24 protein-coding genes and 1 tRNA gene are annotated in these 25,830 nt (G+C 67.3%); 9 read left to right on the top strand and 16 right to left on the bottom strand.

The features are described 5' to 3' along the window. Positions 1 to 138: 138 nt before the first annotated feature. The 5 genes from EL340_RS14395 to rpsL all read right to left on the bottom strand — a co-directional run bounded on the left by EL340_RS14395 (position 139) and on the right by rpsL (position 6,751). Positions 139 to 1,812 (bottom strand): SpaH/EbpB family LPXTG-anchored major pilin, encoded by a 1,674-nt coding sequence (locus tag EL340_RS14395; RefSeq protein WP_126415185.1) that lies wholly within the window; start codon positions 1,810 to 1,812, stop codon positions 139 to 141. A 517-nt stretch (positions 1,813 to 2,329) separates the two neighbouring features. Further along, positions 2,330 to 3,520, bottom strand: coding sequence for an elongation factor Tu (gene tuf, locus EL340_RS14390; protein WP_126415184.1), 1,191 nt, complete (start codon positions 3,518 to 3,520; stop codon positions 2,330 to 2,332). A gap of 199 nt (positions 3,521 to 3,719) precedes the next feature. Then, positions 3,720 to 5,861 carry an elongation factor G gene (gene fusA / locus EL340_RS14385; RefSeq protein ID WP_126415183.1) on the bottom strand — a complete coding sequence of 714 codons (2,142 nt, stop codon included), beginning with the start codon at positions 5,859 to 5,861 and terminating at the stop codon, positions 3,720 to 3,722. A gap of 45 nt (positions 5,862 to 5,906) precedes the next feature. Beyond that, positions 5,907 to 6,377 carry a 30S ribosomal protein S7 gene (rpsG, locus tag EL340_RS14380; RefSeq protein ID WP_003786052.1) on the bottom strand — a complete coding sequence of 157 codons (471 nt, stop codon included), beginning with the start codon at positions 6,375 to 6,377 and terminating at the stop codon, positions 5,907 to 5,909. Further along, on the bottom strand, positions 6,377 to 6,751 hold the full coding sequence (gene rpsL, locus EL340_RS14375; RefSeq protein WP_003786082.1) for a 30S ribosomal protein S12: 375 nt from the start codon (positions 6,749 to 6,751) through the stop codon (positions 6,377 to 6,379). Before rpsL ends, rpsG begins: the two co-directional genes overlap by 1 nt. A 465-nt stretch (positions 6,752 to 7,216) precedes the next feature. Here rpsL and EL340_RS14370 point away from each other — a divergent pair, with 465 nt between their 5' ends. Continuing rightward, positions 7,217 to 7,978 carry a prepilin peptidase gene (locus EL340_RS14370; RefSeq protein WP_232023124.1) on the top strand — a complete coding sequence of 254 codons (762 nt, stop codon included), beginning with the start codon at positions 7,217 to 7,219 and terminating at the stop codon, positions 7,976 to 7,978. 85 nt (positions 7,979 to 8,063) lie between these two features. On the opposite strand, the gene EL340_RS14365 is transcribed toward EL340_RS14370, so the two are convergent. After that, on the bottom strand, positions 8,064 to 8,615 hold the full coding sequence (locus EL340_RS14365) for an OmpA family protein (RefSeq protein ID WP_232023123.1): 552 nt from the start codon (positions 8,613 to 8,615) through the stop codon (positions 8,064 to 8,066). Between the two features lie 131 nt (positions 8,616 to 8,746). Beyond that, on the bottom strand, positions 8,747 to 9,352 hold the full coding sequence (locus EL340_RS15650) for a hypothetical protein (protein ID WP_232023122.1): 606 nt from the start codon (positions 9,350 to 9,352) through the stop codon (positions 8,747 to 8,749). Positions 9,353 to 9,871: 519 nt separating this feature from the next. Between EL340_RS15650 and EL340_RS14355 the strand changes: the two genes are divergently transcribed. From EL340_RS14355 to EL340_RS14340, 4 genes are all read left to right on the top strand, one after another. Then, on the top strand, positions 9,872 to 10,996 hold the full coding sequence (locus EL340_RS14355; RefSeq protein WP_126415182.1) for an ISAs1 family transposase: 1,125 nt from the start codon (positions 9,872 to 9,874) through the stop codon (positions 10,994 to 10,996). A 172-nt stretch (positions 10,997 to 11,168) separates the two neighbouring features. After that, positions 11,169 to 12,644, top strand: a complete 1,476-nt coding sequence (locus tag EL340_RS14350; protein ID WP_232023120.1) for an OmpA family protein — start codon at positions 11,169 to 11,171, stop codon at positions 12,642 to 12,644. Positions 12,645 to 12,742: 98 nt separating this feature from the next. Beyond that, positions 12,743 to 13,012: a hypothetical protein gene (locus EL340_RS14345; protein WP_126415180.1), complete on the top strand. Its 270-nt coding sequence runs from the start codon at positions 12,743 to 12,745 to the stop codon at positions 13,010 to 13,012. Next, positions 13,005 to 13,421, top strand: coding sequence for a hypothetical protein (locus EL340_RS14340; RefSeq protein ID WP_126415179.1), 417 nt, complete (start codon positions 13,005 to 13,007; stop codon positions 13,419 to 13,421). The genes EL340_RS14345 and EL340_RS14340 overlap by 8 nt, the downstream gene beginning before the upstream one ends. A gap of 330 nt (positions 13,422 to 13,751) precedes the next feature. Here EL340_RS14340 and rplA read toward each other — a convergent pair whose 3' ends face one another. From rplA to EL340_RS14315, 5 genes are all read right to left on the bottom strand, one after another. Next, positions 13,752 to 14,441: a 50S ribosomal protein L1 gene (gene rplA, locus EL340_RS14335; protein WP_126415178.1), complete on the bottom strand. Its 690-nt coding sequence runs from the start codon at positions 14,439 to 14,441 to the stop codon at positions 13,752 to 13,754. A gap of 97 nt (positions 14,442 to 14,538) precedes the next feature. Further along, positions 14,539 to 14,970, bottom strand: a complete 432-nt coding sequence (rplK, locus tag EL340_RS14330; protein WP_126415177.1) for a 50S ribosomal protein L11 — start codon at positions 14,968 to 14,970, stop codon at positions 14,539 to 14,541. 253 nt (positions 14,971 to 15,223) lie between these two features. Then, positions 15,224 to 16,093 carry a transcription termination/antitermination protein NusG gene (gene nusG / locus EL340_RS14325; protein ID WP_126415176.1) on the bottom strand — a complete coding sequence of 290 codons (870 nt, stop codon included), beginning with the start codon at positions 16,091 to 16,093 and terminating at the stop codon, positions 15,224 to 15,226. 132 nt (positions 16,094 to 16,225) lie between these two features. Continuing rightward, on the bottom strand, positions 16,226 to 16,462 hold the full coding sequence (gene secE, locus EL340_RS14320) for a preprotein translocase subunit SecE (RefSeq protein WP_126415175.1): 237 nt from the start codon (positions 16,460 to 16,462) through the stop codon (positions 16,226 to 16,228). A 96-nt stretch (positions 16,463 to 16,558) separates the two neighbouring features. Next, positions 16,559 to 16,631 (bottom strand) — tRNA-Trp (locus EL340_RS14315). Positions 16,632 to 16,786: 155 nt separating this feature from the next. Here EL340_RS14315 and EL340_RS14310 point away from each other — a divergent pair. Both EL340_RS14310 and EL340_RS15645 read left to right on the top strand, forming a co-directional pair. Further along, the gene (locus tag EL340_RS14310) at positions 16,787 to 18,001 is read left to right on the top strand and encodes a pyridoxal phosphate-dependent aminotransferase (protein ID WP_126415174.1); all 1,215 of its coding nucleotides are present in this window, start codon (positions 16,787 to 16,789) and stop codon (positions 17,999 to 18,001) included. Between the two features lie 150 nt (positions 18,002 to 18,151). After that, positions 18,152 to 19,276 carry a variant leucine-rich repeat-containing protein gene (locus tag EL340_RS15645; RefSeq protein WP_232023119.1) on the top strand — a complete coding sequence of 375 codons (1,125 nt, stop codon included), beginning with the start codon at positions 18,152 to 18,154 and terminating at the stop codon, positions 19,274 to 19,276. A 94-nt stretch (positions 19,277 to 19,370) separates the two neighbouring features. On the opposite strand, the gene EL340_RS14300 is transcribed toward EL340_RS15645, so the two are convergent. Next, on the bottom strand, positions 19,371 to 20,618 hold the full coding sequence (locus tag EL340_RS14300; protein ID WP_126415173.1) for a phosphotransferase: 1,248 nt from the start codon (positions 20,616 to 20,618) through the stop codon (positions 19,371 to 19,373). A 139-nt stretch (positions 20,619 to 20,757) separates the two neighbouring features. On the opposite strand from EL340_RS14300, the gene EL340_RS14295 reads away from it, so the two are divergent. Beyond that, positions 20,758 to 21,807 (top strand): adenosine deaminase, encoded by a 1,050-nt coding sequence (locus tag EL340_RS14295; RefSeq protein WP_126415172.1) that lies wholly within the window; start codon positions 20,758 to 20,760, stop codon positions 21,805 to 21,807. Positions 21,808 to 21,954: 147 nt separating this feature from the next. Here the strand turns inward: EL340_RS14295 and EL340_RS14290 are convergent, their stop codons facing one another. The 3 genes from EL340_RS14290 to EL340_RS14280 form a co-directional block, all read right to left on the bottom strand. Continuing rightward, positions 21,955 to 23,250, bottom strand: a complete 1,296-nt coding sequence (locus EL340_RS14290; protein WP_232023118.1) for a UDP-N-acetylmuramate dehydrogenase — start codon at positions 23,248 to 23,250, stop codon at positions 21,955 to 21,957. Positions 23,251 to 23,355: 105 nt separating this feature from the next. Next, the gene (locus EL340_RS14285) at positions 23,356 to 23,454 is read right to left on the bottom strand and encodes a 30S ribosomal protein bS22 (RefSeq protein ID WP_003792170.1); all 99 of its coding nucleotides are present in this window, start codon (positions 23,452 to 23,454) and stop codon (positions 23,356 to 23,358) included. Between the two features lie 147 nt (positions 23,455 to 23,601). Beyond that, a complete protein-coding gene (locus tag EL340_RS14280) occupies positions 23,602 to 23,844 on the bottom strand; it encodes a helix-turn-helix domain-containing protein (RefSeq protein WP_009394114.1) in 243 nt (80 codons plus the stop codon). Positions 23,845 to 24,111: 267 nt separating this feature from the next. On the opposite strand from EL340_RS14280, the gene EL340_RS14275 reads away from it, so the two are divergent. Beyond that, positions 24,112 to 25,755, top strand: coding sequence for a TrkH family potassium uptake protein (locus tag EL340_RS14275; protein WP_126415171.1), 1,644 nt, complete (start codon positions 24,112 to 24,114; stop codon positions 25,753 to 25,755). Positions 25,756 to 25,830: the final 75 nt, after the last annotated feature.

The following is a 25,830-nucleotide window of genomic DNA, read 5'->3' as shown; positions in this document are numbered from 1 at the left end:
TCGCACCTGATGGTGCGGGCGCCCAGGTCATGGCCTCATGAGCTCATGGCCTTGGCCTGCTGAGGACGTGCGTGAGGCCCGGCCTTCTCGGCGGTTGCCGTCGGCCGAGGCCCCCGCCCCGGCCGACGGCGCTCGTCATCAGACGGCGAGCTCTGCGGCCCGCTTGCGCTCGCGGTAGCGGGCCACGAGGACGGAGCCGACGGCGATCATCAGCAGGGCGGCGCCGGAGGCGGTCAGGATGAGCATGCCGTTGGCACCGGTCAGAGGCAGCTCCGGAACTTTGTGCTTGACGTTGGGGATCGAGACGAGCTCGGTGGTGTCAGTACCGGCCTTGACCTTGACGGCGGTCACCGCGCCGTCGCCCTCGGGCAGGACGAAACCAGTGGGCGCCTTGGTCTCGACCAGGACGTAGCAGCGCTCAGTGGCGTTGACCCGGTTGTCACGGCCCGTGCCGTCGACGGAGTCGGAAACGAACAAGCCCGCGATGTTGATCATGCCGTCGTCACCGGTGGTGAGGGTGGTCTGGCCGTCGACGGAGATCGCACTGCCTTCCCGCTCGTTGGTGCAGGTGTTCGCATAGGCCTCCTTGGCCTTGAAGAGCTGGAACTCGGCTCCCCTCAGGCCGGCGTTGTTGCCGCTGTCGAGCTTCTTGATCCTCAGGTGGCCCCAACGCACGGTCACCTCTTCGGAGGTCGGCGGGTTGTCGGGGTTGGCCGGCGGAGTAGTCGGCTCCGGGGGCGTGGTCGCGTAGGTGGTGTCGGAGATGAGCTGGGCCGTGTTCTTGATGGCGCCGTCACCAGCCGAGGCAACCTTGCCCTGGAAGACAGCGCTGACCGTCTTGCCCGCGGCGTCCTTCAGCTTGGCCAGGCCCTCCTTGGTGAAGGTCACCGTCACGGTCTGTCCGCTGGTGACCACGGTGTAGTCCGAGGGGGCGAGCTCGTTGCCGTCGAGAGTGATGTTCGTGGCAGTCGGCTCCGTGAGGCGAGAGTCCAGGGTGTCCTTGAACTGGAAGTACTTGTAGTAGGACGTGGCCTCGAGCGTCGGCAGAGCGGAGGAGACGGGGAACCTCACCAGCGAGCCGACGCCGTAACCGTTAGCCTTCTGGTCCTCAATGGTCTTGGTGACCTCGATCTTCTCATTCTTGGGATAGGCGTGGACGTCGTATATCCACTGGGTGTCCCCGTTAACCGAGTTGGGGTGGGGAATCGTCACGACGAAGGGCTTGGCCTTCTGGACGATGTTGCCGGGGGTCTTGGTCTCGCACACGAGGTAGGCCTTGACCGGCAGGTTCTCGATCTTGGCCACCCCATCGTCTCCCGTGTCCGGCGAGGTTGTACCCGCACCAAAGGTGTAACCGCTAAGGGTCGGGCTCGCAGGGTCGGAGCAGGCGGAGTCCGGAATCGCGTTGGCCTCTGCCAGAGTGCTGACCCGGGTCCACCCGTCTGCCGTCTTCAGGTCAATTTCCTCAATGGGGTAGGCCGTGAACTGCACTCCCGCGACCGGGGCGCCGTGCGCGACCTGGACGATGTTGGGGCTGGAGACGAACGGCTTGGCCTGGACAAGTGCGTCAGCATCACCTTGAACCGCACCTACCGCCTCGGTCCGACCTGTGCTGCCGTCAGGATTACCGATCGGAGTACCATCACCGTTGAGGTGCTTGTGAATCGTCAAGGAGCCCGTTGCGTTCTCCTTGATGTTGCCGTAGTTCGGGTCCTCGGCATGGGCCGTGGGACCCAGGCCGAGAAGGGCCAGGGTGAGGACACCGGCTGCGGCCGCAGCCCGGCGCCCCAGTGTGCCGGCGTTGTGCTTCATGGGTTGGGATTTCCTTTCACCGTGCGCCGCGGGGAAATGCTGACGCGTGACAGAAATGCGGGTAGGGAGTGTGTTCGCGGTGGACAGCCCCGTCTTGTCCGACGGCGTCACCGGTGCCTCCGACGCTCCTTGCGGGCATCGGAGGGCGGATCAGTCAAGTTTGTGGTGACAACGCCTCCTCAGGAGTCCGGTGGTGGTGGCGAGAGCGGAACGGCACTGGAATCGCGCGCTGACATGCGTCCACGTCCACACACCTGGGGACAGCCGATAAACTAGTCGACGTACCGAAGAAAAACAGGAACGGTAACTGATCTGAAATCGTCCGTTACTGCATTGCGACGCCGTTCATTGCGGTGACATCACGGACTCTCGGAGCCGATATCATTTGCATGACTATTCGCATTTCAGGTCAGCTCCGTCATCCGAGTCACCAGCACGCGAAAAGACCTCCCCGGTCGGAACGGGTGTTCCGACCGGGGAGGTCTGGTGCTACGCGGAGGCGCGGGGCGTCAGTGGGTCACTTGATGACCTTGGTGACGCGGCCGGAGCCGACGGTGCGGCCACCCTCACGGATGGCGAAGCCGAGGCCCTCCTCCATGGCGATGGGCTGGATGAGCTGGACGGTCATCTCGGTGGTGTCACCGGGCATGACCATCTCGGTGCCCTCGGGGAGGGTGATGACACCGGTGACGTCCGTGGTCCGGAAGTAGAACTGCGGACGGTAGTTCGAGTAGAAGGGGTTGTGGCGGCCGCCCTCGTCCTTGGTGAGGATGTAGACGTGGCCCTCGAACTCGGTGTGCGGGGTGATGGAGCCGGGCTTGCAGATGACCTGGCCGCGCTCGACGTCCTCGCGACGGGTGCCGCGCAGGAGCAGACCGCAGTTCTCGCCGGCCCAGGCCTCGTCCATCTGCTTGTGGAACATCTCGATACCGGTGACCGTGGTCTTCTGGGCCTCACGGATACCGAGGATCTCGACCTCGGAGTTGATCGGGAGCTTGCCGCGCTCCACACGACCGGTGACGACGGTGCCGCGACCGGTGATGGTGAAGACGTCCTCGATGGGCATGAGGAAGGGCTTGTCCATGTCGCGCTCGGGGGTGGGGATGTACTCGTCCACCGCGTCCATGAGCTCCTTGATCTTGCCGGCCCACTCGGCGTCGCCCTCGAGGGCCTTGAGCGCGGAGACGCGGATGACGGGAGCCTCGTCGCCGTCGTAGTCCTGGGAGGAGAGCAGCTCGCGCACCTCCATCTCGACCAGGTCGAGGAGCTCCTCGTCGTCCACCATGTCGGACTTGTTGAGGGCCACGAGGAGGGCGGGGACGCCCACCTGTCGGGCGAGCAGGACGTGCTCGCGGGTCTGGGCCATCGGGCCGTCGGTGGCGGCGACCACGAGGATCGCGCCGTCCATCTGAGCGGCACCGGTGATCATGTTCTTGATGTAGTCGGCGTGACCGGGGGCGTCCACGTGCGCGTAGTGACGCTTGTCGGTCTCGTACTCGACGTGCGCGATGTTGATGGTGATACCGCGCTGACGCTCCTCAGGAGCCTTGTCGATCTCGTCGAAGGGGGTGAAGGGGTTCAGCTCGGGGTACTCGTCGTGCAGAACCTTGGAGATCGCAGCGGTCAGCGTCGTCTTGCCGTGGTCGACGTGACCGATCGTTCCGATGTTGACGTGCGGCTTGGTCCGCTCGAACTTGGCCTTGGCCACTGGTGTCCTCCTGGGACTCGGGTAGTTCTCTTCGTCGGGATTCGACTAGCACACATGCTAGCCGTCCGGGCGTCGAGAGTCTCTACTGGTGGATGTTGGAAATCTTACTGAACTGGGTCCCGCCGGCGCGCAGGGGCGCCGCCGGGCCGGGGCCCGCCACGGTTGCGTGCAGCCGCAGCCGGGCCCCGGTGCGCGGGCGTCAGGCGCCCCTGACCTTGGCGATGATCTCGTCGGCGACGTTCTTGGGAACCTCGGCGTAGGAGTCGAAGGTCATGGAGTAGACGGCACGTCCCTGCGTCTTGGAGCGCAGGTCGCCGACGTAGCCGAACATCTCGGACAGGGGGACGTTGGCGCGCACCACCTTCACGCCGACGGCGTCCTCCATCGAGGCGATCATGCCGCGACGGGAGTTGAGGTCACCGATGACGTCGCCCATGTACTCCTCGGGAGTACGGACCTCGACGGCCATAACGGGCTCGAGGAGGACCGGCGAGGCCTTCTTGGCACCCTCCTTGAACGCCATGGAACCGGCGATCTTGAAGGCCATCTCGGAGGAGTCGACCTCGTGGTAGGCGCCGTCGATGAGGGTGGCCTTGATGTCCACCATCGGGTAGCCGGCCAGGACACCGGTGAGCATGGCGTCCTGGACCCCGGCGTCCACGCTGGGGATGTACTCGCGGGGCACGCGGCCACCGGTGACGGCGTTGGCGAACTCGTAGTGCGCCTTCTCGCCGTCGGCGGTCTCGGCGACCTCCTCGGCCACGAGAGGCTCGAAGCTCATCTGCACCTTGGCGAACTGGCCGGAGCCACCCGTCTGCTTCTTGTGGGTGTACTCGACCTTGTCCACCTTCTTGCGGATGGTCTCGCGGTAGGCGACCTGCGGGGCGCCCACGTTGGCCTCGACCTTGAACTCGCGGCGCATGCGGTCCACGAAGACGTCCAGGTGGAGCTCACCCATACCGCCGATGACGGTCTGGCCGGTCTCCTCGTCGAGGGAGACGGTGAAGGTGGGGTCCTCCTCGGAGAGCTTCTGGATGGCCACACCCAGCTTCTCCTGGTCACCCTTGGTCTTGGGCTCGATGGCCACGTGGATGACCGGGGCCGGGAAGGTCATGGACTCCAGGACGATCGGGGAGCCCTGAGCGCACAGGGTGTCACCGGTGGTGACGTCCTTGAGGCCGATGAAGGCGTAGATGTGGCCGGCGTGGGCCTCCTCCACCGGGTTCTCCTTGTTGGAGTGCATCTGGAAGAGCTTTCCGATGCGCTCCTTCTTGCCCTTGGTGGCGTTGAGGACCATCTCGCCCTGGGCGACCTTGCCGGAGTAGACGCGCACGTAGACGAGCTTGCCGTAGAAGGGGTGGGTGGCCACCTTGAAGGCCAGGGCGGCGAAGGAGGCCTTCTCGTCGGCCGGGCGGGTGAGCACCTCCTCCTCGTTACCGACGGCGTGGCCCTCGACGTCGGGGACGTCGAGCGGGGAGGGCAGGTAGTCCAGGACGGCGTCGAGCATGGGCTGGATGCCCTTGTTCTTGAAGGCGGACCCGGCCAGGACCGGGAAGGCCTCGCCGGCCACGGTGAGCTTGCGGATGCCGGCCTTGAGCTCGGCGACGCTGAGCTCCTCGCCCTCGAGGTACTTCTCCATGAGGGTGTCGTCGGCCTCGGCGACCGTCTCGACCAGCTGGCCGCGCAGCTCCTCGGCCTTGGCGACGAGCTCGGAGGGGATCTCCTCGTACTCGACGACGGAGCCGCGGGTGTCCTTGCCGTCGGCGTCCTTCTCGGGGAAGCGGATGGCCCGCATCTCCAGGACGTCGACGAGGCCGGAGAACTCGTTCTCGGCGCCGATCGGGAAGTTGAGGACGATCGGGGTGGCGTGGAGGCGGTCCCGGATGGTCTGGACGGAGAAGTCGAAGTCGGCGCCCAGCTTGTCCATCTTGTTGATGTAGCAGATGCGCGGGACGTTGTACTTGTCCGCCTGGCGCCACACCGTCTCGGACTGCGGCTCCACACCCTCCTTGCCGTCGAAGACCGCGACGGCGCCGTCGAGCACGCGCAGGGAGCGCTCGACCTCGACCGTGAAGTCCACGTGGCCGGGGGTGTCGATGATGTTGATCTGGTTGTTCTTCCAGAAGCAGGTGGTGGCCGCGGAGGTGATGGTGATACCGCGCTCCTGCTCCTGCTCCATCCAGTCCATCGTCGAGGCGCCGTCGTGCGTCTCGCCGATCTTGTAGTTGATGCCCGTGTAGAACAGGATGCGCTCTGTCACGGTGGTCTTACCGGCATCGATGTGGGCCATGATGCCGATGTTGCGGACCTTGGTGAGGTCTGTCAGCACGTCAAGTGCCACTTGTGGTGTCCTTCGTTCGTGTGGGGTACGGAGCTGCTACCGGCATTACCAGCGGTAGTGGGCGAAGGCCTTGTTGGACTCGGCCATGCGGTGCATGTCCTCGCGGCGCTTGACCGCGGCGCCCAGGCCGTTGGAGGCGTCGAGGATCTCGTTCATGAGGCGCTCGGTCATCGTGTTCTCGCGGCGCTGGCGGGAGAAGTCCACGAGCCAGCGCAGGGCCAGGGTGGTGGCGCGGCCGGGGCGAACCTCGACGGGCACCTGGTAGGTGGCGCCACCCACGCGGCGGGAACGGACCTCCAGGGCGGGGCGGATGTTGTCCAGCGCGCGCTTGAGGACCGAGACCGGGTCCTGGTCCGTCTTGGAGCGAACGCCCTCCAGAGCGCCGTAGACGATGCGCTCGGCGGTGGACTTCTTGCCGTCCAGCAGGACGCGGTTGACGAGCTGGGTGACGACCGGCGAGCCGTAGACGGGGTCGACGACGAGCGGGCGCTTGGGTGCGGGACCCTTACGAGGCATTACTTCTTCTCCTTCTTGGCGCCGTACTTGGAACGTGCCTGCTGGCGGCCCTTGACACCCTGGGTGTCGAGGGCGCCGCGCACGATGTGGTAGCGGACACCGGGAAGGTCCTTCACACGACCACCGCGCACGAGCACGATGGAGTGCTCCTGCAGGTTGTGGCCCTCACCGGGGATGTAGGCCGTGACCTCGATACCGGTGGACAGGCGCACACGGGCGACCTTACGAAGGGCGGAGTTCGGCTTCTTGGGGGTCGTGGTGTACACGCGGGTGCACACGCCACGGCGCTGCGGACTGGCCTTGAGCGCCGGCGTCTTGGACGCGGAGCGCTTCGTTGAGCGGCCCTTGCGGACCAGTTGCTGAATGGTAGGCACTACTCATTCTCCATGGGGACGTGTCTGTATCTGGCTGCTGCCTGCGTGCCGGGCCGCTCCCCCATCGGTGGCTCGACGGCGCACGCCACCGCGGAGAGGGCCGGCCCGCCGAGGACTCGGGGCATGCCCGATGCGACGTCCGGAGCCCCGCAGTCAGGGGCCCGTCGGTTCCCGCCGCGGCAGACCCGCGTCACGATGTCGAGCCGGGCAGGTCGTGAGGGCCCGGGCCGGAGCCAACGTCGCTGGGAACGGAATGGAGATGCGGTGACCCGCCAGCGGGCACCGTCCGCCAGGCTACCTTCTCGTTACGGGCCCGCGCCAGGGAGGGTGGCGAGGTGACGGCGTGGTGCTGGACACGCCCACATCCGCGCCCGCAACACGGAACCTGCGGGGAAAGGATGATGGACAATCATCGCAGCCTCGGCCCCTCACCGCCTCACCGCCCGCACGTCGAAAGGCTCTCCGATGTCGGTCTCAGCGATCCAGTCCTGGCCGCTTGCGATGGTGGCAGTGATGTCCGCGATGGCCGCAGTCTCCGTCGCACTCATCGCGGGGCCGGTATCGACGTGGACCAGGAGCTATGTCAGGCGTCCCGCAGCCGACGACCCCACCACTCCTTCGAATGACGCCGACGGCGAGGAGCCGCAGGCACGTCCGGCACCTCGGGCACTGAAGCACCCCGGTCTGCTGGAGAGCAGACCCCAGGCCCTCGTGGCCCTGGCCGTGTGCTGCTGGCCCGTGTGGTGGGGCTTACGGGCCAACGCCATCGGTCCAACAGTCGTCGCCCTTCCGGCCTATGCGCTCCTGGGGTGCGCAGCCAGTGCCGACAGCGTCGCCCACCTGCTGCCCAACCGGATTCTGGGCTCGGTCACGGCCTGGCTGCTCACGTGCGGAGCAGTCGTCGCGATCTGGCGACCTGAGACCATTCACGCCGCCGGTCGCGCCCTGCTGCTGGCGGCGGCAGCCGGCGGTATCAGCCTGACGCTGGCCCTCATCGGCACCGGCATGGGGATGGGCGATGTCAAGCTCTGCGCCGTCATCGGGCTGTGGCTGGGCTGGCACAGCCCCTGGGCGCTCGCCTACGGATTCATCACAGGCATCCTTATCGCCGGGATCGTCGCCTTCGCCCTCCTCATCACCGGACGAGTGACTCGCAAGGACTCGATCGCCTACGGGCCCTACCTCATCGCCGGTGCGTTCCTGGTCTGGCCGGCGGCGATTGCGTGATCCCGGGTCCGCCTACAGCCCGCCCGGATCCTCATCGCCCTTCAGACCGAACCCCGCCGACCGCCCCAGGTCGACATCGTCACCCTCACCCCCAGCGCACGTCCACGTGGCGGTTGGCGGCCTTGCCGGCCTCATTGACGCTGCCGTCCGGATTCGTCTCGGAGGCCACCGGCTCGCTCTCCCCCTTCCCGGAGGACTGCACGTTCAACGACGCCACCTTGGAGGTCAGGTAGTCCGCCACGGCCTTGGCCCGCTGCTCGGAGAGCGTCTGGTTGTAGGCGTCGTCGGCCACGGAGTCGGTGTGACCCACCACGGTGACGGTGGCCGGCGGCTTGCCGTTCCAACGGGTAACGATCTCATCGAGCACCTGCTTGGCGCGGTCGGTCAGGGTGGCTGAGTCGACGTCGAAGGTGACGTCACCGGACAGTGAGGCCACGGTCGTCTGACCGTCCGAGGAGTAGGTGACCGCACTGTCCGAGCTGCTCGATCGCGACACGGGAGTGACAACCCGGTCCACGGGCTGAACCACCCGGGGATTGCCCGGACCGGCACTGGCGGGCTGCTTGACGATCGTTGTCGGCTCGGCCGTGGCGCTCTTGGTCGCAGCCGCCACCGGATGGTCTTCCTGTGGTGCCATAGGCAGAGCGGTAGCCCCGACAGAAACCGACCACGCTGCAGCGCTCACTGCGGCAGCCATCGCCGCCCGCGTCCCAGCCCGACGGAGGCACTTCGCATTCGTCGTCCAGGTTGTACGAAGCCTTCGCTGTCTCATCGGGACACCGCCACGTTATTGAAGGTTCCGCCGTTCGGAATGGTGACGGTGACACTCTTGACATCTGCCGGAACACCGGAGAAGGTCGCCTGGAGCGCGATCGTCTGACCGGGTTTCACGTATTCCGCGAGGTCGCTGGAGCACAGGCAACCCCCTTGGGAATCGTAGGAGACACGGTAGACGTTCGAGGAGGACGGCTCAATAAGCGTCAGGCCGTCGGCGTTGTTCGTACTCCCTCCTGGACTCGCCTTTCCGCTGGGCTGAGGAACCGAGTCATCTCCGTCGGAGAATGAGTCATAGATCCACATGTCATTGTTCTTGTCATTATTCGTCACGGAGAACATGACAGTCACCGTCGTCCCCGTACCGGAGACGGAGTTCAGGGCGACAGTGCCAGGTTTACCATCAATGCTGGTGGTATTCGACCCATTGGCCGCTCCATCACCACTCCCCCCGGCCTGCGCTGACTTCGGCGCAGATGCCGACGTCGATGCACCCGCCTCCTTCGAGTCCGATCCACCTCCCAACTGGCAGGATGCCAAGGTAGCCGTCAGCCCGACGGCGCTGACAACGGCCAGGACTCGCTGAGAAACACTCATCATGATGGGACCTCCATTGCTACTGCTCAGACCACCTCGACCTGAGGGATAACAAAACCTTAAGCAGGCTCACTCACACGAGAAATGGGGAGGCTCCCACGGGGAGACAGCGTGTAGTACACGGATATACCGGGGGTACCCATGGGTACCCCCGAGCACATGGATACTCCCCGTGGAGCGATGGGTAGTACATGGGTAGTCCCCCCCCTTGCCGCGGCAATCACAATATGATTACGCTCCGTTTTGAAGAATTCTGGCATTCTTACTCGGGAGTTCCTGTGACATCAGCATTTCAGCATTCACTACGCGTTCCTTCGACGACGACGTCCCGTCGGTCCTTCGTCGCGCTGTCGGCTCTGGCTGGTGTGGGGTTGCCGCTGCTGCAGGGGGGCGGCAAAGTTGGTGGGTGGGGGTGTCTGAGCCGTTTTGACGGGGGTGGTGTGTCGCTAGGACGGGGGCGCGGGCCCCGCAGGGACGATGAGTGGTGTCTAATCAATCCCTTCGTCCTGGGAGCCCGCGCCGATGTCATCTTCCACCACGACCGCCTTGTCGCGCCGGCCCCTGGTCCAGGTTCTCAGGAACGTGGCTGATCCCAGGGACCGTCGGGGCGTGCGTCATAACCTGTCTACGGTCCTGTCCCTGGCCGTGACCGGGGTGCTGGCCGGCTGTCGCAGCCTGACGGCGATATGGGAGCACACCACCGACCTGACCAGCGCCGACCTGGAGGCCCTGGGACTAGCGGCGGGCCAGGCCCTGCCCTCAGAGTCGACCATCCGCCGAGTCCTGCAGGACCTGGACCCCGCTGACGTTGACGCCCACCTGAGGTCATGGTTGTGCACGCGTACCGGCACCATCAACGGCCGCACAGTGATCGCCGTGGACGGCAAGACCATGCGCGGCGCCCGCACCAGCAAGGACCCAGCGCCGCACCTCCTGGCCGCCTTGGACCACGCCACCGGCGCCGTACCGACCCAGCAGCGAGTGGCAGGCAAGTCCAACGAGATCCCCGCGCTCAGGGAGCTTCTCGAACCCTTGGACCTGGAAGGGGTGGTGGTGAGCGCCGATGCGATGCACACCCAGACAGGCACAGCCCGGTGGATCACCCGGCGTGGTGGTCACTACGTGCTGACGGTCAAGGGCAACCAGAAGACCCTTCGCAGGACGCTCAAGGCGCTGCCCTGGAAGAGTGTCCCGTCCGTCTCAAGCGTCGATGCCGGTCACGGTCGGCGGGTGCGGCGCGCTGCCAAGGCGATTGAGGCTCCCGCCTGGGTGGACTTCCCCGGGGCTGCGCAGGTGGTCCAGCTCCGACGCACCAGGACCATCAAGAGCAGGAAGCATGTTGAGGTGGTCTACCTGATCTGCTCCCTCCCTATGACCGATGCCCAGCCCGAGGTCGTCGCGGCCTGGGTCCAAGGGCGCTGGGGAATCGAGAACCGACTTCACTGGGTCAGGGACGTGGTCTTCGATGAGGACCGCCACCAGCTGCGCATCGGCAACGGCCCACAGGTCATGGCCACCCTGCGTAACCTGGCCATCAGCCTCATCCGACTCTTCCACGGCACCGGCACCTCCATCGCCAGCACCACCAGATCCCTGTCACGACAACCCAAACGAGCCATCAGACTACTCACCCAAACCCCCACCTAAACCGACTTTGCCGACCCCCTGGCCGCTGCTGGCGGGGTGCAAGGTTCCCGGGTGGTCGAGGGACAAGGGTGGATCCGCGTCGTCGCCAGGCGCTTCGGCCTCAGCCAGGAGCAGCGGAACCGCTAAGGCCAAGGCGGGTAGCACGGACTGGCAGGAGCTTGACGCTCACGTCATGGGGCACAAGGTGGCAGTGCGGGTCTCCCCGGTGATACGCAAGGACGAGACCACCTCGATCCTGGCCCTGGAGCTGACCCGCGCGTCCGACGACGCCTCCGTCGACGACATCAACGCAACGGCTTTCAGTGACAACGCCAACAAGCTCAACCTCTCGAGCTACTTAGGGACCCCGTCCATCTATCGTCCCGGCGCCGGCGCCTCCGGGGCCAAACTCCTCGACCTGGGCTCAGGGCGTGTATGGAGTGCCACCGACGGCAGCGGCCAATTCCTGGGGGTGACTCCTGGCGAGAAGGTCACCTCCTACCTGTCCTTCGGCAAGGTCGACACCGACACCGTCACCGTCTACGTCCCGATGGCCGGCTTCACCACCGTCTCGGTCCTCGAGGCTGAGGCCGCCAAGAAAGCCAGCATCAACCTGGACACCGCCCAGACCGAGCTCGACAAGTACCCCGCCGCCGCCACCGAGCTCGCCGAACCCGTCGCCATTGAGCGCTACACCCGGGCCCTGGACGACTCCACCAGCACCAAAGCCGGCGGCAAGGATGTCACTGTCACCCTGGCCAGTGACGTCACCTTCGCCTCGGACTCCGCCGACCTGGCCCCAGGTGCCGAGGCGCAGCTGCAGACCGTGGCCGGACAGCTCAACCAGTACCCCGACGGCGGGACCCTGACCATCGTGGGCCACACCGACGACATCCAGGACGACGCCTACAACCAGACCCTGTCCGAGAAACGCGCCAACGCCGTCAAGACCCGCCTCGAGCAGCTCACCAGCCTCGACAAGTGGACGACAACCGCCACCGGCAAGGGCGAGTCCGAGCCCAAGGTCAAGGACACCACCGACGAGGCGCGAGCCGCCAACCGACGCGTCGAGATCACCCTCACCCCCACCGGCGGTGCCACCAGTGCTGGCAACACCGCCACAACGACGCCGTCGGCCCGACCCACGAGCAACGCCTCACTGCCCGCCCCCAAAGGCCAGGTCGCCAAAGGCTCCGAAGGAGTCTCCGTGATGACCGAACGAGCCAGCGACTCCAACAGCATGGCCACTATCGCTTTGGACCAGGTCATCCGCACCGGCGGCTACCTCTTGGGAACCCTTACCTGCACCGTCGAACAAGGCCACACAGGCGGCAGCCTCGGAACACTGCTAGGAGATACGGAGAACATCTCCAGTAACCAGCGCGATGAAACCAACAGCGTCGGCTCCACCACATTCGCCACTGATGGACTGACCCTTATCTCGGGCAGTGACCGGCTCTTCCCCGCGGACTATCGCCAGGTGGACATCGATGCCCATATCCCCCTCACCGAGCTGGACATCAGCAACCGCATCAAAGGAAAAGCGGTCACCACTATCTGCGTCGTCTGGCCAGACCCCGGCGGTGACACCGTCATCCTCGACCACCAGGGCTGGAGCGACGGCTCCTACGCCTTCCGCCTCACCGACATCCCCGTCAAGAACGGCTGAGACAAGAGGAAGAGAAATGTTGCGCCGATCCTTTCTTTCCTATGGAACAGTGGTAACGACACTGCTAGCAACCGGAGGACGACACCAAAAGCCTAGCCATGTTCTTAACCGCAACTGAGATTTTTGGCGACGGCACAGCAACCGGAATCAACAACTCTCCACGCAGGATCAAGGGACGCCCTGACCAACCGTTCCGCATGGACTACCGCGAAACGAACTACTCCGAAGACAGCCGCATCTCAGACTTCGCCTTCGTCGGTCAGGATGACGGAGAACCTGAGATAGCGATTATCGACCTGACCGGCCCAGGCATCACGGAAGACACCCTGAAAACAGTAGCATCTGGAATTGAGGTTCGTCATGACTGAACACTCCTACAACAACCGCAATGGAAGCACACTACGATCTCTAGCGATAGCCTGGACGATCAGCACCGTCGTCTATCTGGTGACAGTATTCGTGTTGAGGAAGGCTCCCGACTCCCTGACCTCAGGAATAGGGATTCAGGTCCAAGTACTCATCGGCGCACTCATCCCCTTCACTGCATCTCTTGCAGGCTCGCTCACACTTCCTCGAAGTCTGTCAAGAAAATTCCTGATGCACTGTGCATCCTCATTTCCAGCACCTCCCATCATCACAATCATCATATCCATCATTTCAATGCCCTCTAGCATACCAAACTATAATCAGCTGATTTTCTCAATCATCATTTTCAGCTCGTTCTCCGCGGCGGCGGGAACTATTGTGGGCTGGGTTGTAAGACGACTGGTGCGGTAGCCGGGAACCCCACCTTCGAGCCTCGTTCTCCTCCGAGGCGTCCTTGCACCCCTTGACGGGGAAAGACCGTCCTCGTCCTTGCGAGAGGGAGAGACAAGGACGAGGACGGTCGGCTTCTTCCACTCCCCCGGCTCCCGTTCCACCGATGTCTGCACCGTACTGAGCAAGGCACCCAGCGGACCATGGGCAGATGCCCCCGTGGAGAGCCCGTGCAGCCACTGGGTAGGCCCCGGGCACTGCCCATGCACTCGGGTAGAGCACAGGCACGGAACGGCGTCGGCCGCCTCCCACGTGAGGAGGCGGCCGACGCCGTCGTGAAGGAGAAAGCCCTCAGGCCTTGGTGACGTCCAGCGGGATGCCGGGGCCCATGGTGGTGGTCATGGTGGCCTTGAGGATGTAGCGGCCCTTCGAGGTCGAGGGCTTGAGGCGCAGGACCTCCTCCAGGGCGGCCTGGAAGTTGTTCTCCAGCTGCTCCTCGGAGAAGGAGACCTTGCCGATGATGAAGTGGAGGTTCGAGGCGCGGTCCACGCGGAACTCGATACGGCCGCCCTTGATGTCGGAGACGGCCTTGGCCACGTCCATCGTCACGGTGCCGGTGCGGGGGTTGGGCATGAGGCCGCGGGGGCCCAGGACGCGGCCCAGGCGGCCGACCTTGCCCATGAGGTCGGGGGTGGCCACGGCGGCGTCGAAGTCCGTGTAGCCGCCTGCGACCTTCTCGATCAGCTCGTCGCCACCGACCTCGTCCGCGCCGGCGGCGAGGGCCTGCTCGGCCCGCTCACCCTGGGCGAAGACGACGACGCGGGCGGTCTTACCGGTACCGTGCGGCAGGGACACGGTGCCGCGGACCATCTGGTCCGCCTTGCGGGGGTCGACGCCCAGGCGGAAGACGACGTCCACGGTGGCGTCGAACTTGGTGACGGAGGTGGACTTGGCCAGGTGAATGGCCTCGGCCGGGGTGTAGAGGACTCCGGACTGGATCTTCTCAGCCGCGGCGCGGTAGGCCTTGGAGCGCTTGGTCATCTGCTTCTCCTTGCAGTCGTGGTGTTCGGGCCGCGCGAGGCCCTTCCACGGTTTCGTATGGGGTTGAGTTGAGAGAGCCGGCTATTCGGCGAGTGCCTCAGGCCTCGACGGTGATGCCCATGGAGCGGGCGGTGCCGGCGATGATCTTGGCGGCGGCGTCGAGGTCGTTGGCGTTGAGGTCGGGCATCTTGGACTCGGCGATCTCACGCACCTGATCCTGGGTCAGGGAGGCCACCTTCACGGTGTGGGGGGTGGCGGAGCCCTTGGGGATACCCGCGGCCTTCTTGATGAGCTCGGCGGCCGGCGGGGTCTTGGTGATGAAGGTGAAGGAGCGGTCCTCGTAGACGGTGATCTCCACGGGGATGACGTTGCCGCGCTGCGACTCGGTCGCCGCGTTGTACGCCTTGCAGAACTCCATGATGTTGACGCCGTGGGCACCCAGGGCGGGGCCAATCGGCGGTGCGGGGTTGGCCTGGCCGGCCTGGATCTGGAGCTTGATCAGCCCGGCGACCTTCTTCTTAGGGGCCATAGGTATGGGTCCTTCTTACTTGTCCGGATGTGCTGCACGCCTGCCGTGCAGCCGTGGGTGCATACGCACGCACAAGCGCTCATCGTAGCCCTCCACGGAGCCACTCAGGGCGCCCGGTGCGCGGTATCACAGGACATCGCCCTGTGATACGCGGCTCCCGTACGGTACCGGGCCCGCTTGTCCGGGCGGCCGGCGGCCCGACGGCGCAGGGTGCGCGTCGTCGGGCCACGGCGGATGACGGGAGCCGTCAGCCTCAGATCTTGGCGACCTGGGTGAAGGAGAGCTCGGCCGGGGTGTCGCGGCCGAACAGGGAGATGAGCACCTGGAGCTTCTGGGTCTCGGGGTGGATCTCGGAGATCGTGGCCGGCAGGGACTCGAAGGGGCCGTCGGTGACGATGACGGACTCGCCGACCTCGAAGGCGACCTCGAAGACCTGGCCACCGGTGGCGATCTGGGTGCCGGAGCCGGACTCGGGGGCGGTGGCCTCGGCGGCCGCGGCCTCCTTGGCGGCGATCTCCTCGGGGGTGGGGCCGAGCTGGGCGACGGCCTCCTCGAAGGTCAGCGGCACCGGGTTGTAGCGGTCCCCCACGAAGCCGGTGACGGCCGGGGTGTCCTTGATGGTGCGCCACACCTTGTCGGAGGTCTCCGGGTCATCCAGGTCCATGCGCACGAACACGTAGCCGGGGATGCGCACCCGGGAGACTTCCTTCTTCTTGTTGCCGTTCTTGATCTCGATGACCGTCTCCATGGGGACGGTGGCGTCGAAGATGTAGTCCTCGACCTCGAAGTTCTCGGCGCGGGCCATGATGTCGGTGGCCACGCGGCGCTCGTAGCCGGAGTAGGTGTGCAGGACGTACCACTGGCCCGGCAGCACCGACATCTGGCGGCGGAATTCGGCCAGCGGGTCGACGACGGCGGCCTCCTCGACCACCTCCGCCGGCTCGGCCTCGGCCACCTCGACGACCTCATCGCTCGCAACAGCGTCGACGGCCTCAGCCTCGGCCACCTCGACGACCTCGTCAGTCTCAACGGCCTCGACTGCACCGTCAGCGCTGTCGGCGACCAGCGAGGCGAGGACCTCGGCGTCGTCGGGGGTGGTCTGCGAGGAGACATCCTCAGACATGGTGTACCTGCTTTCCAGTGGCGTGAGACGAGCGGATGCGACGGGCCGCGCAAGGAGCAGCGGCAGTGAGAGAAGTGGTCAGGGCCGAAACCGGCCGCCCACGATGAGGGTGCGGCCGTCGAAGCCCGGCCGTCAGGCGAAGAGCCACATGACGGCCCGGTTGAAGGCGAAGTCCAGTACCCCGGTGAAGGCCATGATGGCGATGATGAAGACGACGACCACTGTGAAGTAGGTCCACAACTCATTCATGGTGGGCCAGACAACCTTGCGCAGCTCGTCAATGACCTGGCGGATGAACAGGGCGATGCGCCCGAAGAAGCCGCGCTTCCTGTCCGGCTTGCCTGCCGCGGCGCGTGCGCTCTCGCTCATGAATCTGGGTCCTCAGGGTCGACGGTCAGGTCAGTTCCCGCACAGCGGGGAGAAGACGAAACCGACGGGATCTCCCGACAGATCCGCCGTTCTCAGCAGGGCAGGCGGGACTCGAACCCACAACCGCCGGTTTTGGAGACCGGTGCGCTACCAATTGCGCCACTGCCCTTCAGCGGTGATCTAGTCTGCCACACGCGCAGACATTTGCGGTAACCGCAGGCCGTGGGGTGCGCCACGCTGAACCCGCCGCGTCACATGCGGACGAGTCACCGGGCAGGCGCGTTTTCGACATGCAGGTTTCATGGGCCGTGGGACCATAGTCGCGTGACACCTGCACCCACACACCGTGTTTCCGCCCGACTGTCCGCCATCGCCCCGTCCGCCACCCTGGCCGTCGACGCCAAGGCCAAGGCCCTCAAGGCCGCCGGCCGCCCGGTCATCGGCTTCGGCGCCGGAGAGCCCGACTTCCCCACGCCGGACTACATCGTCGAGGCCGCCGTCGCCGCCGCGAAGGACCCGGCCAACCACAAGTACTCCCCCGCCAAGGGCCTGCCGGTCCTGCGCGAGGCCATTGCCGCCAAGACGCTGCGCGACTCCGGCTACGAGGTCTCCCCCGACGACGTCCTGGTCACCAACGGTGGCAAGCAGGCCGTCTTCCAGGCCTTCGCCGCGCTCGTCGATCCCGGTGACGAGGTCCTGCTGCCCGCGCCCTACTGGACCACCTACCCCGAGGCCATCGCCCTGGCCGGGGGCACCACCGTGGAGGTCTTCGCCGGCGCCGACCAGGACTACAAGGTCAGCGTCGACCAGCTCGAGGCGGCCCGCACGGAGCGCACCAAGGTGCTGCTGCTGTGCTCGCCGTCGAACCCCACCGGCTCGGTGTACACGCCCGAGGAGCTGACCGCCATCGGCCAGTGGGCCCTGGAGCACGGCATCTGGGTCATCACCGACGAGATCTACGAGCACCTCCTCTACGACGGCGCCCAGGCCGCGCACGTCGTCAAGCTGGTTCCCGAGCTGGCCGAGCAGACGATCGTCCTCAACGGCGTGGCCAAGACCTACGCCATGACCGGATGGCGCGTGGGCTGGATGATCGGGCCGAGCGACGTCATCAAGGCGGCCACCAACTTCCAGTCCCACCTGACCTCCAACGTCGCGAACGTCTCGCAGCGCGCGGCGCTGGCGGCCGTGAGCGGGGACCTGGCCGCCGTCGAGCAGATGCGCACGGCCTTCGACCGGCGTCGGCGCACCATGGTTGAGATGCTCTCGCAGATCGAGGGGCTGACCGTGCCCGTTCCGCGGGGCGCCTTCTACGCCTACCCCAGCATCGAGGGGCTGCTCGGGCGCACGCTGCGCGGCACCGAGATCGACAGCTCGGCCACGCTGGCCGGGCTCATCCTGGAGCACGCCGAGGTCGCCGTCGTTCCCGGCGAGGCCTTCGGGCCCTCCGGATTCCTGCGACTGTCCTACGCGCTGGGCGACGACGACCTGGCCGAGGGCGTGGGCCGGATCCAGACGCTGCTGGCCGAGGTCGACTGACGACTCTCCCGAGTCTCCCGAGCCGGGCATTCTTCGCCGAGACCGACAGATTTTCTGTGGGGCCCCGCGAACAATGCCCGGCTCGGCGTTTGATACCAATGTGGTTGCGGGCGGGTCATCCGCCTCATTGCGGGATTTATCATTCAATTTGTGCCTGCTCACACTCCCGACGATGAACGTCGTGCCAGCGATCCCAGTACCGAGCCCGAGGTGCTCGAGTACCTCGCCAGGGCCTTTCCCGAGCTGCGGCCCGCTGTCGCCGCCAATCCCGCTGTTCCCGCGGTACTGCGTGAACGGGTTCTCCAGATGGGCTCGGGGGACCTGCCTCAGGTGTCACCCGCGTCCCCAGCAAGCGCGGCAACCGCATCCGGATCGGGAAGGCTCAGGACTGCGGAGACCGCGGCCATGCCCTCGGCCTCAACCGCCGACTACAGCATCTCGCCGTACACAGCGGTGCCCGCAGGGACGATGCCGACGACGGACCCGCCGACCGCAGTGCTGGGCACCTCGCCGGCGATGCCTCCGACGGCGATGCACCCGTCGCCGGCATCAGCGCCGAGCCGACCGGTTCCAGGGCGTGCTCCAGCGCCACCGACCGCTCCGGCCCCAGCACCGCCTGCCAGTCCTCCGGCGCCGAGCCCCGAGTCCCGCCCCAGGTCTCACACGGGGCTGATCACCGCTCTCGTCATCACACTGGTCCTTGTCGTCGCCGCTGCCGGGACCTTCGCCGGCATGCTGCTGGCGAACCGGAGCCGGCAGTCGGAGACGAACGCGGATGGTGCACCTTCCGTCAGCGCCGCACCCGCCCGGACCGAGGGCACATCAGCGGAGCAGGCGCCCCAGCCCAGCGCCGGGCTCGCCAACGAGACCACCGCCGAAGCAGAGGCGGCACCGCCACCCAGCGGTCCGACTCTTCCCACGCAGACCAAGACCTACTCCTACCAGTATGTGGACACCCCGTCGAAGAACATCTCCTGCGTCCTCTACGACGAAGGAGTCGGTTGCTCCATCTTGGACAGAAGCTACGCATCCTCGGGGATGCAGGACTGTGCCGAACGAGAGTTCTCCATCGTGGCGCTGGCCGGCAGAACCGAGGTTCGCTGCGGTGAGGAGTACCTGGGGCAACCGGGCGACACCTTCCACACGCTCCAGTACGGAGAGACCACGGTCTTCTCCGACTACGCCTGCACGTCGCAGTCCAAGGGGATGACGTGCTGGAACACGATCACCGGACGCGGATTCACCATCTCCAGGGAGTCGCACGTCAGCTTCTGATCGCCTCGAGCCGGGCATTCTTCGCCGAGACCGACAGAATTTCTGTGGGGCACCGCGAAGAATGCCCGGCTCGGAGGGAACGCTCGGCGCAAGCTCAGTGGGCCCCGCGGCGGGCCTGGATCTCACGGCCCTGCGCGAGCCAGGTCTCAGCGCGAGCCAGGCGCCCCTCTGCGTCAGGACGCCACGGGCCGCCGTCCTCGCGACGGGCCCCGGCCACCAGGGACAGGACCACACCGGCGCAGCGGGCCCGCAGCGAGACCGGGTCCACCTGCTGCTCGGCCATGCGGGTCCAGGTCTCCAGAATCGGGCGGAGCTTCGGGTAGGAGGCCGGCGCCAGGTGGTCCAGAACGCTGACATGCCCCAGCAGACAGGCCAGGTCGTCGACGCGGTAGCCGGGCCCCAGGGAGTCGACGTCGAGCAGGCTGGTGACGGCCTCACCCTCCATGAGGACGTTCGCCTCGTAGAAGTCGCCGTGGACCGGGACCGGACGGCCGGCGTCGGAAGCGGCCATGAGCTGCTCGACCCCCTCGGCCACGGCCCGGGCGCGGGCGGCGTGCTCGGGCAGGACCGTGGCGGCGGCGTGCGCGTAGTGGCGGGCCCGCTCGGACCAGGCGGCGTGCGCGGGCAGCTGCATGGCGCTGGCCGGCAGCGCGTCCAGCAGGGAGATGAGGCCGTTGAAGACACGCTCGCTGCGCGAGACGCTCATGCCCTGGGACAGCAGGCCGGACAGGGCCACGCCTCGACCGGTGGACAGCAGGACGAGACCATCGGGGTCCTCGCGCAGGACCTCGGGCGCCGGCACGCCAGAGGCCGTCAGCAGGCGGTGACGCTGAGCAAAGGACGGGGCCTGGCTCGGGCGCAGCACCTTGGCGTAAGCGGTGGTCTCATCCGGGAAGGTGGCGCGCACAACGGCTCGGCGTGTAGGCCGGTAGGCGACCATGGTGGCCTTGACCTGGGTGCCGATTCGGGCGGAGAGCAGCGATGGCGTGCAGGCCACCACCAGGCCCGGCAGCTCAGGGTCGGCCGGGTGGCGCCACACGTGGACCGCGGGACCGTCCCCGCCAGTGGGGGCCACCCGGGTCAGACCCGGTGCGTGCGGGTTGGACAGGCGGGCCGTTGTGGCGCACAGGTACTCGGTGGTGGAGCGACCGTTGGGGGCGACGACAACCGCCGTGTACCCCACGGACACGCCTGCTCCCGGACGGTGGTGGACTGAGTGGACCTCCCAGCTGGCCAGGCGCTGGCCGGCCGGGGCGAGGGCGGCGGAGAGCACGGACGCGGCGCGCGGCCCCGTCAGCAGAGCCACCTCCTCGGGCTCCTGGGACGCCGACGAGTGGTTCATAACAGTTAGTGTGCCCCACCCACCTGATGGTTCGCCGCTAAATCGACCTCCGGTGTTCGGCAACAGCGGAAGAGCCCGCCTGCCCTGCTGAAGACTGTCGCGGGCGAGGCGATCAGCAGGAACGTGGAAGAATCCACCCATGCGCGACCTCGCCGCCCTACCCAAAGCGCACCTGCACCTGCACTTCACGGGTTCGATGCGCCTGGACACCCTCATCGAGCTGGCCTCCTCCACGCGCACGCGCCTGCCCTCCAGCTTCCTGGACGGAGACCCCCTGCGCGTGCCCGCCGACCGGCGCGGCTGGTTCCGCTTCCAGCGCGCCTACGACACCGCCCGGGCCCTGGTACGCACCGAGGAGGTCATGCGCCGCATCGTCCTGGAGGCGGCGATGGATGACGCGTCCGAGGGCTCGCGCCGCCTGGAGATCCAGGTCGACCCGACCAGCTACGCCCCCTTCGTCGGTGGGATCACCCCCGCCCTGGAGATCATTCTCGACGCCGCCAAGCAGGCCACGGCTCTGACCGGCGTGGAGGTGGCCGTCATCGTGGCGGCGTCCCGGATGCGCCACCCGCTGGATGCCCGCACGCTCGCGCGTCTGGCGGTGCGCTACGCCGGGGACCAGCCGGGCGAGGTGGTCGGCTTCGGCCTGTCCAACGACGAGCGCGCCGGGCAGACCTCCTCCTGGGAGCGGGCCTTCGCCATCGCCCGTCGGGGCGGGCTCGCCTCCATGCCCCACGGCGGCGAGCTCCTGGGGCCCGATCACCTTCGAGAGGTCGTCTCAGCGCTCGGCCCCACGCGCCTGGGCCACGGGGTGCGCGCCGGCGAGGAGCCCGCGCTGCTCGATGAGATCGTCGCCTCCGGCATCAGCCTCGAGGTCTGCCCGGCCTCCAACGTGAGCCTGGGCGTCTACCACAGCACCGACGACGTCCCCCTGCGCATACTCATGAGCCACGGTGCGCAGATCGCCCTGAGCGCCGACGACCCGCTGCTCTTCCAGTCCAGGCTCGTCAACCAGTACGAGATCGCCCGGGCCCTGGGCTGCGACGACGCCGAGCTGGCCGAGCTGGCCCGCGGGTCGATCCGCGCCTCCCTGGCCTCCCCGACCGCCAAGCGGGACTGGCTGGCCGAGGTGGATGCCTGGTTGGCGACGCCCGCCCTGCCCTCGAGTCCTGAGGCCGAAAAACGCTAGGTGCTGCGACAGGAGAAGTCCAGAGGTAACCGGCTCAGGTACCTGGCTCGTCGCGGACTCACCTGAGGCCCAGGCGGCCGATCTTGCGGGACAGTCCGCAGGCGCTCAGGTACTCCTCCGGCGCCTGGCAGACTGTCGCGCCACAGCCTAGAAGCCGACCTGAACGGGCTCGGGCACGAGGGTGACGCCGTAGCGCTCGCGAACGCCGGCGACGACCACGTCGCGCAGGCGCGCCAGGTCCGCCCCGGTGGCGCCGCCCCGGTTCGTCAGGGCCAGGACGTGCTTGGTGGACAGCCCGGCCGGCGCCCCGGGCTCCACGGTGAAGCCCTTGGTGAAGCCGGCGTGGTCGATGAGCCAGGCGGCGCTGGTCTTGACCAGCCCCTCGACGACGGGGGCCTCCTTCGTGCCGAGCACCACCTGGGAGTGGTCGGTCACCGGGAAGCGGGGGGCGTCCTCGGGCAGGCTCTCGGCCTGGTCCGTGGTCAGGATCGGGTTGGTGAAGAAGGATCCGGCCGACCAGGTGTCGTGGTCGGCTCCGTCCAGGACCATCCCCTTGGAGCGGCGCAGCTCGAGGACCGCATCGCGCAGCTCGTGCTCGGGCACGCGGTCGCCCAGCTCGACGCCGAGGGCGCCGGCCAGCTGGGAGTAGGCGACCCGGGAGGACAGGGAGCCCTGACGCACGGCGAAGGTGGCGTCGAGGACCACCCAGCGTCCGGTCGGCCCCCACAGGCGCCCGCCACCGACCTCGGCGTCGGTGAGGGACTGCTTGAGGCGGGAGTCGCGGTAGGCCAGGCCCAGCTCGCCCAGGGCCAGCCAGACGACCCGGTTGCGCAGGCGGTCCCAGGCTCGCACGCTGGCGATGAGCTCGGCGACCTCAGCCCCGTAGGCCCCGATGTTCTGCACCGGGGCGGCCCCGACGGTGCCGGGGATCCCGGACAGGGGCGCGAACCCGGCCCACTGGCTGGCGATGGCCTCGCGCACCAGGTCGTCCCAGGTGGTGCCGGCGGTGGCCGTGACCTCGACGCCGCCGCACATCGAGTCCGAGACGAGTGAGACCTCGGCGCGGGCGTCTCGGATGACGAGTCCGTCGAAGCCGGCGTCGGAGGCCATGATGTTCGAGCCGCCGCCGACGACGAGGACGGGGGTGCCGGCGGCATCGGCCTCGCGGATCGCCTCGGTCAGCTCGCTCTGGGTGGAGGCCTCGACATAGGCGCCCACGGGGCCGCCCACGCGCAGGGTGGTCAGCTCGGCCAGGCTGGTCGGCCGGGATCCTGCGCCGGGTGCGTGGGCCAGGGCCTGGACGGGCTCGGGCCAGGCGGACGGGTCGACGTCGGAGCTCAGCGGGACGGTGCAGTCGCCCTCCACCGGCTGCGGCAGGCTCGACGACGCGAGCGGTGCTTCGGTCGGCGTCTCAACGGGGGTGCGGTCATCGGCGTTGGTCAACGGAGGTCTCCGCTCTTCCTGGTCAGTTCCTCATGAGAGACAAGCAGGGCCCCGCTCACACCAGCGGTGTGCACGGAGCCCCGAGGCGCGGACGGGCCGCTCGCCTCACTTCTTGTTGCGACGCTGGTGGCGCGTCTTGCGAAGCAGCTTGCGGTGCTTCTTCTTGGCCATGCGCTTGCGGCGCTTCTTGATGACGGATCCCATGAGATCTCCTCGCAGTTCGCTTCGTAGTGCCCGCAGACCCTCCCTGCGGGCCGAGGCAGGCCGGCGAGGGTTATGCCATGGGGCGGTTGGTCGGCGCGTGAGGCTCAGCGGCCGACCACGCAGGTGACCGCCTGAGTCTAGCGGGTCCTAGGACCCTGACGCCTCCGACGCGTCGTGGCCCCAGTCACCCAGCCCTGCGGCCAGGTAGTCGTGAACGGCGCGCTCGGGGACCCGGAAGGAACGTCCGACCTGCATCGCGGGCAGGTCGCCGGAGTGCACCATTCGATAGACGGTCATCTTGGACACGCGCAGCATCGCCGCCACCTCGGCCACGGTGAGGAACGAGGGGGCGCCGGAGGCGCTGGGGGAAGTGGGAAGGCCCGGTGCCATGAGCTTGAGGTCCGTTCGTCGCGGGTGGCCCCGTCGGGGCAGGAACACCGCCAATATATCCCCGCACCAGCCAGCGCACAGGATTTATCGGACCCCAATCGCCACACGCGTCGCATTTCACACTGGGGCATCAATTTTCGCTGACGCAACCTCAGTTATCAGGGCGGCAACCGCCCCATCCGCCACCACCAGGCATTCCGGCGGCTCCCGGACACGCGCAGCAGCTTCCGTCCCAGAACGTGACGAAGCCACGCGGTCAGGACCACAATGGCGACCGTGCCCCAGACAGACACCGCAGACGAGCCGGAGCCCCACCGCGGGTCCCACAGCGGATCCCGCCGCGGGTCCCGCAACGGATCCGAGCGCGGCTCCCACACCGGCAGGCGACGCCAGGCGCACTGGCACGCCCCGCTCGTGGGCGTCGTCGGCCGTCCGTGGAAGCGGGCCAGGAAGCGTTCCTCCGGGGCGAACGGCGCCGACGACGCCGACCAGCAGCCCGCCGTCCGACAGCCCCAGCCTCCCAGCACCGAGCCCTGCGGACTGCTCGGCCTGATCCGACGCATCGGGATCCACGACCGACTCGAGAGGGCGGCCAAGTACTTCCCGGCCCGACTGGCCGTCATCGTCTTCGCCGGGATCATCGCCGTGGTGACAGGGCTGCTCAGCCTGCCCATCGCCACCACCAGCGGCCACCGGGCGAGCTTCCTCGACGCCCTGTTCACCGCGACCTCGGCCGTGTGCGTCACCGGTCTGACGATCGTGGACACCGCGACCTACTGGTCCACCTTCGGCCACGTCGTCATCATCCTGGCCGCCGCTGTGGGCGGGCTGGGCATCATGACCCTGGCCTCGCTGCTGTCCCTGGCGGTGTCCCGGTACGTGGGCCTGACCCAGCGGATGCTGGCGGCCTCGGAAAACAAGTCTCGACTGGGCGACGTCGGCAAGCTCCTGCGCGCCGTCATCTACACGGCCGCCGGCTGCGAGCTCGTCCTCACCCTCATGCTGCTGCCCCGGTTCCTCAACCACGGCCTCGACCTGGGGCACGCCCTGTGGTACGCGGCATTCATGGGGCTGTCGATCTTCAACAACGCCGGTTTCGTCATCATGCCCCAGGGCGGCCTGGAGGCCTACGCCACCGACTGGTGGATCGGGCTGCCGATCATCCTGGGGTCCTTTGTGGGCGCCGTCGGCTTCCCCGTCATCCTTGACATCGTGGGCCACCGGCGCAGGCCCCGGACGTGGAGCCTGCACACGAAGCTGACCCTGACGACCTATATGGCCCTGAGCGTCGTCTCGGCGGTCGCCATCGCGGCCTTCGAGTGGACCAATCCACTGACCTACGGGGCCCTGCCCACGAGCGGGAAGATCCTCACGGCCCTCATCAACGGCGTCAACGCCCGCTCCTCGGGCCTGTCCACGATCCCGTCCGAGCACATGCACGAGGCCACCTGGTTCCTCCAGGACGCCCTCATGTTCGTCGGCGGCGGTTCGGCCTCGACGGCCGGCGGCATCAAGGTGACGACCTTCGCGGTCCTCATCCTGGCGATCTTCGCCGAGGCCCGCGGGGACCAGGACATTGAGGCCTTCGGGCGGCGAATCACGCCCTCGACCGTGCGCCTGAGCGTGGCCGTGGCCTTCATCGGCGCGAGCATCGTCGGGATCGCCACGCTCCTGCTGCTGCAGCTGACGGACCTGCCGCTGGACCGCATCCTGTTCGAGGTCGTCAGCGCCTTCGCGACCGTGGGCCTGTCCACGGGCATCACCCCCACCCTGCCCGCGAGCGCCAAGTACGTCATCGTGGCACTCATGTTCGTCGGGCGTGTGGGCACGATGACGGCGGCCAGCGCCCTGGCCCTGCGGGAGCGCCGTCGCGTCATCCGCATGCCCGAGGCCAGTCCGATGATCGGCTAGCCGCGACCACCACCCCACCTCCGCGCGGGGTCGGCTCCGAGACCGTCAGGCCGCCGGCAGGATCGGTCCGGGCGC

The sequence above is a fragment of the Actinomyces viscosus genome (assembly GCF_900637975.1).
Classification (GTDB): Bacteria; Actinomycetota; Actinomycetes; order Actinomycetales; family Actinomycetaceae; genus Actinomyces; species Actinomyces viscosus.
The sequence above is the reverse complement of the archived record's forward strand: the minus strand, read 5'-3'. Positions and strand labels throughout refer to the sequence as shown.

Coding starts and splice junctions, on each gene's coding strand:
- EL340_RS15650 (WP_232023122.1), bottom strand. CDS start 9,352: ATGATGAGTGTTTCTCAGCGAGTCCTGGCCGTTGTCAGCGCCGTCGGG.
- EL340_RS14355 (WP_126415182.1), top strand. CDS start 9,872: ATGTCATCTTCCACCACGACCGCCTTGTCGCGCCGGCCCCTGGTCCAG.
- EL340_RS14365 (WP_232023123.1), bottom strand. CDS start 8,615: ATGGCACCACAGGAAGACCATCCGGTGGCGGCTGCGACCAAGAGCGCC.
- EL340_RS14280 (WP_009394114.1), bottom strand. CDS start 23,844: ATGGCACCGGGCCTTCCCACTTCCCCCAGCGCCTCCGGCGCCCCCTCG.
- rplA (WP_126415178.1), bottom strand. CDS start 14,441: ATGACCAAGCGCTCCAAGGCCTACCGCGCCGCGGCTGAGAAGATCCAG.
- EL340_RS14345 (WP_126415180.1), top strand. CDS start 12,743: ATGTTCTTAACCGCAACTGAGATTTTTGGCGACGGCACAGCAACCGGA.
- EL340_RS14285 (WP_003792170.1), bottom strand. CDS start 23,454: ATGGGATCCGTCATCAAGAAGCGCCGCAAGCGCATGGCCAAGAAGAAG.
- EL340_RS14370 (WP_232023124.1), top strand. CDS start 7,217: ATGTCGGTCTCAGCGATCCAGTCCTGGCCGCTTGCGATGGTGGCAGTG.
- rpsG (WP_003786052.1), bottom strand. CDS start 6,377: ATGCCTCGTAAGGGTCCCGCACCCAAGCGCCCGCTCGTCGTCGACCCC.
- EL340_RS14340 (WP_126415179.1), top strand. CDS start 13,005: ATGACTGAACACTCCTACAACAACCGCAATGGAAGCACACTACGATCT.
- EL340_RS14350 (WP_232023120.1), top strand. CDS start 11,169: ATGGGGCACAAGGTGGCAGTGCGGGTCTCCCCGGTGATACGCAAGGAC.
- rplK (WP_126415177.1), bottom strand. CDS start 14,970: ATGGCCCCTAAGAAGAAGGTCGCCGGGCTGATCAAGCTCCAGATCCAG.
- secE (WP_126415175.1), bottom strand. CDS start 16,462: ATGAGCGAGAGCGCACGCGCCGCGGCAGGCAAGCCGGACAGGAAGCGC.
- EL340_RS14300 (WP_126415173.1), bottom strand. CDS start 20,618: ATGAACCACTCGTCGGCGTCCCAGGAGCCCGAGGAGGTGGCTCTGCTG.
- EL340_RS14395 (WP_126415185.1), bottom strand. CDS start 1,812: ATGAAGCACAACGCCGGCACACTGGGGCGCCGGGCTGCGGCCGCAGCC.
- EL340_RS14275 (WP_126415171.1), top strand. CDS start 24,112: ATGGCGACCGTGCCCCAGACAGACACCGCAGACGAGCCGGAGCCCCAC.
- nusG (WP_126415176.1), bottom strand. CDS start 16,093: ATGTCTGAGGATGTCTCCTCGCAGACCACCCCCGACGACGCCGAGGTC.
- EL340_RS14295 (WP_126415172.1), top strand. CDS start 20,758: ATGCGCGACCTCGCCGCCCTACCCAAAGCGCACCTGCACCTGCACTTC.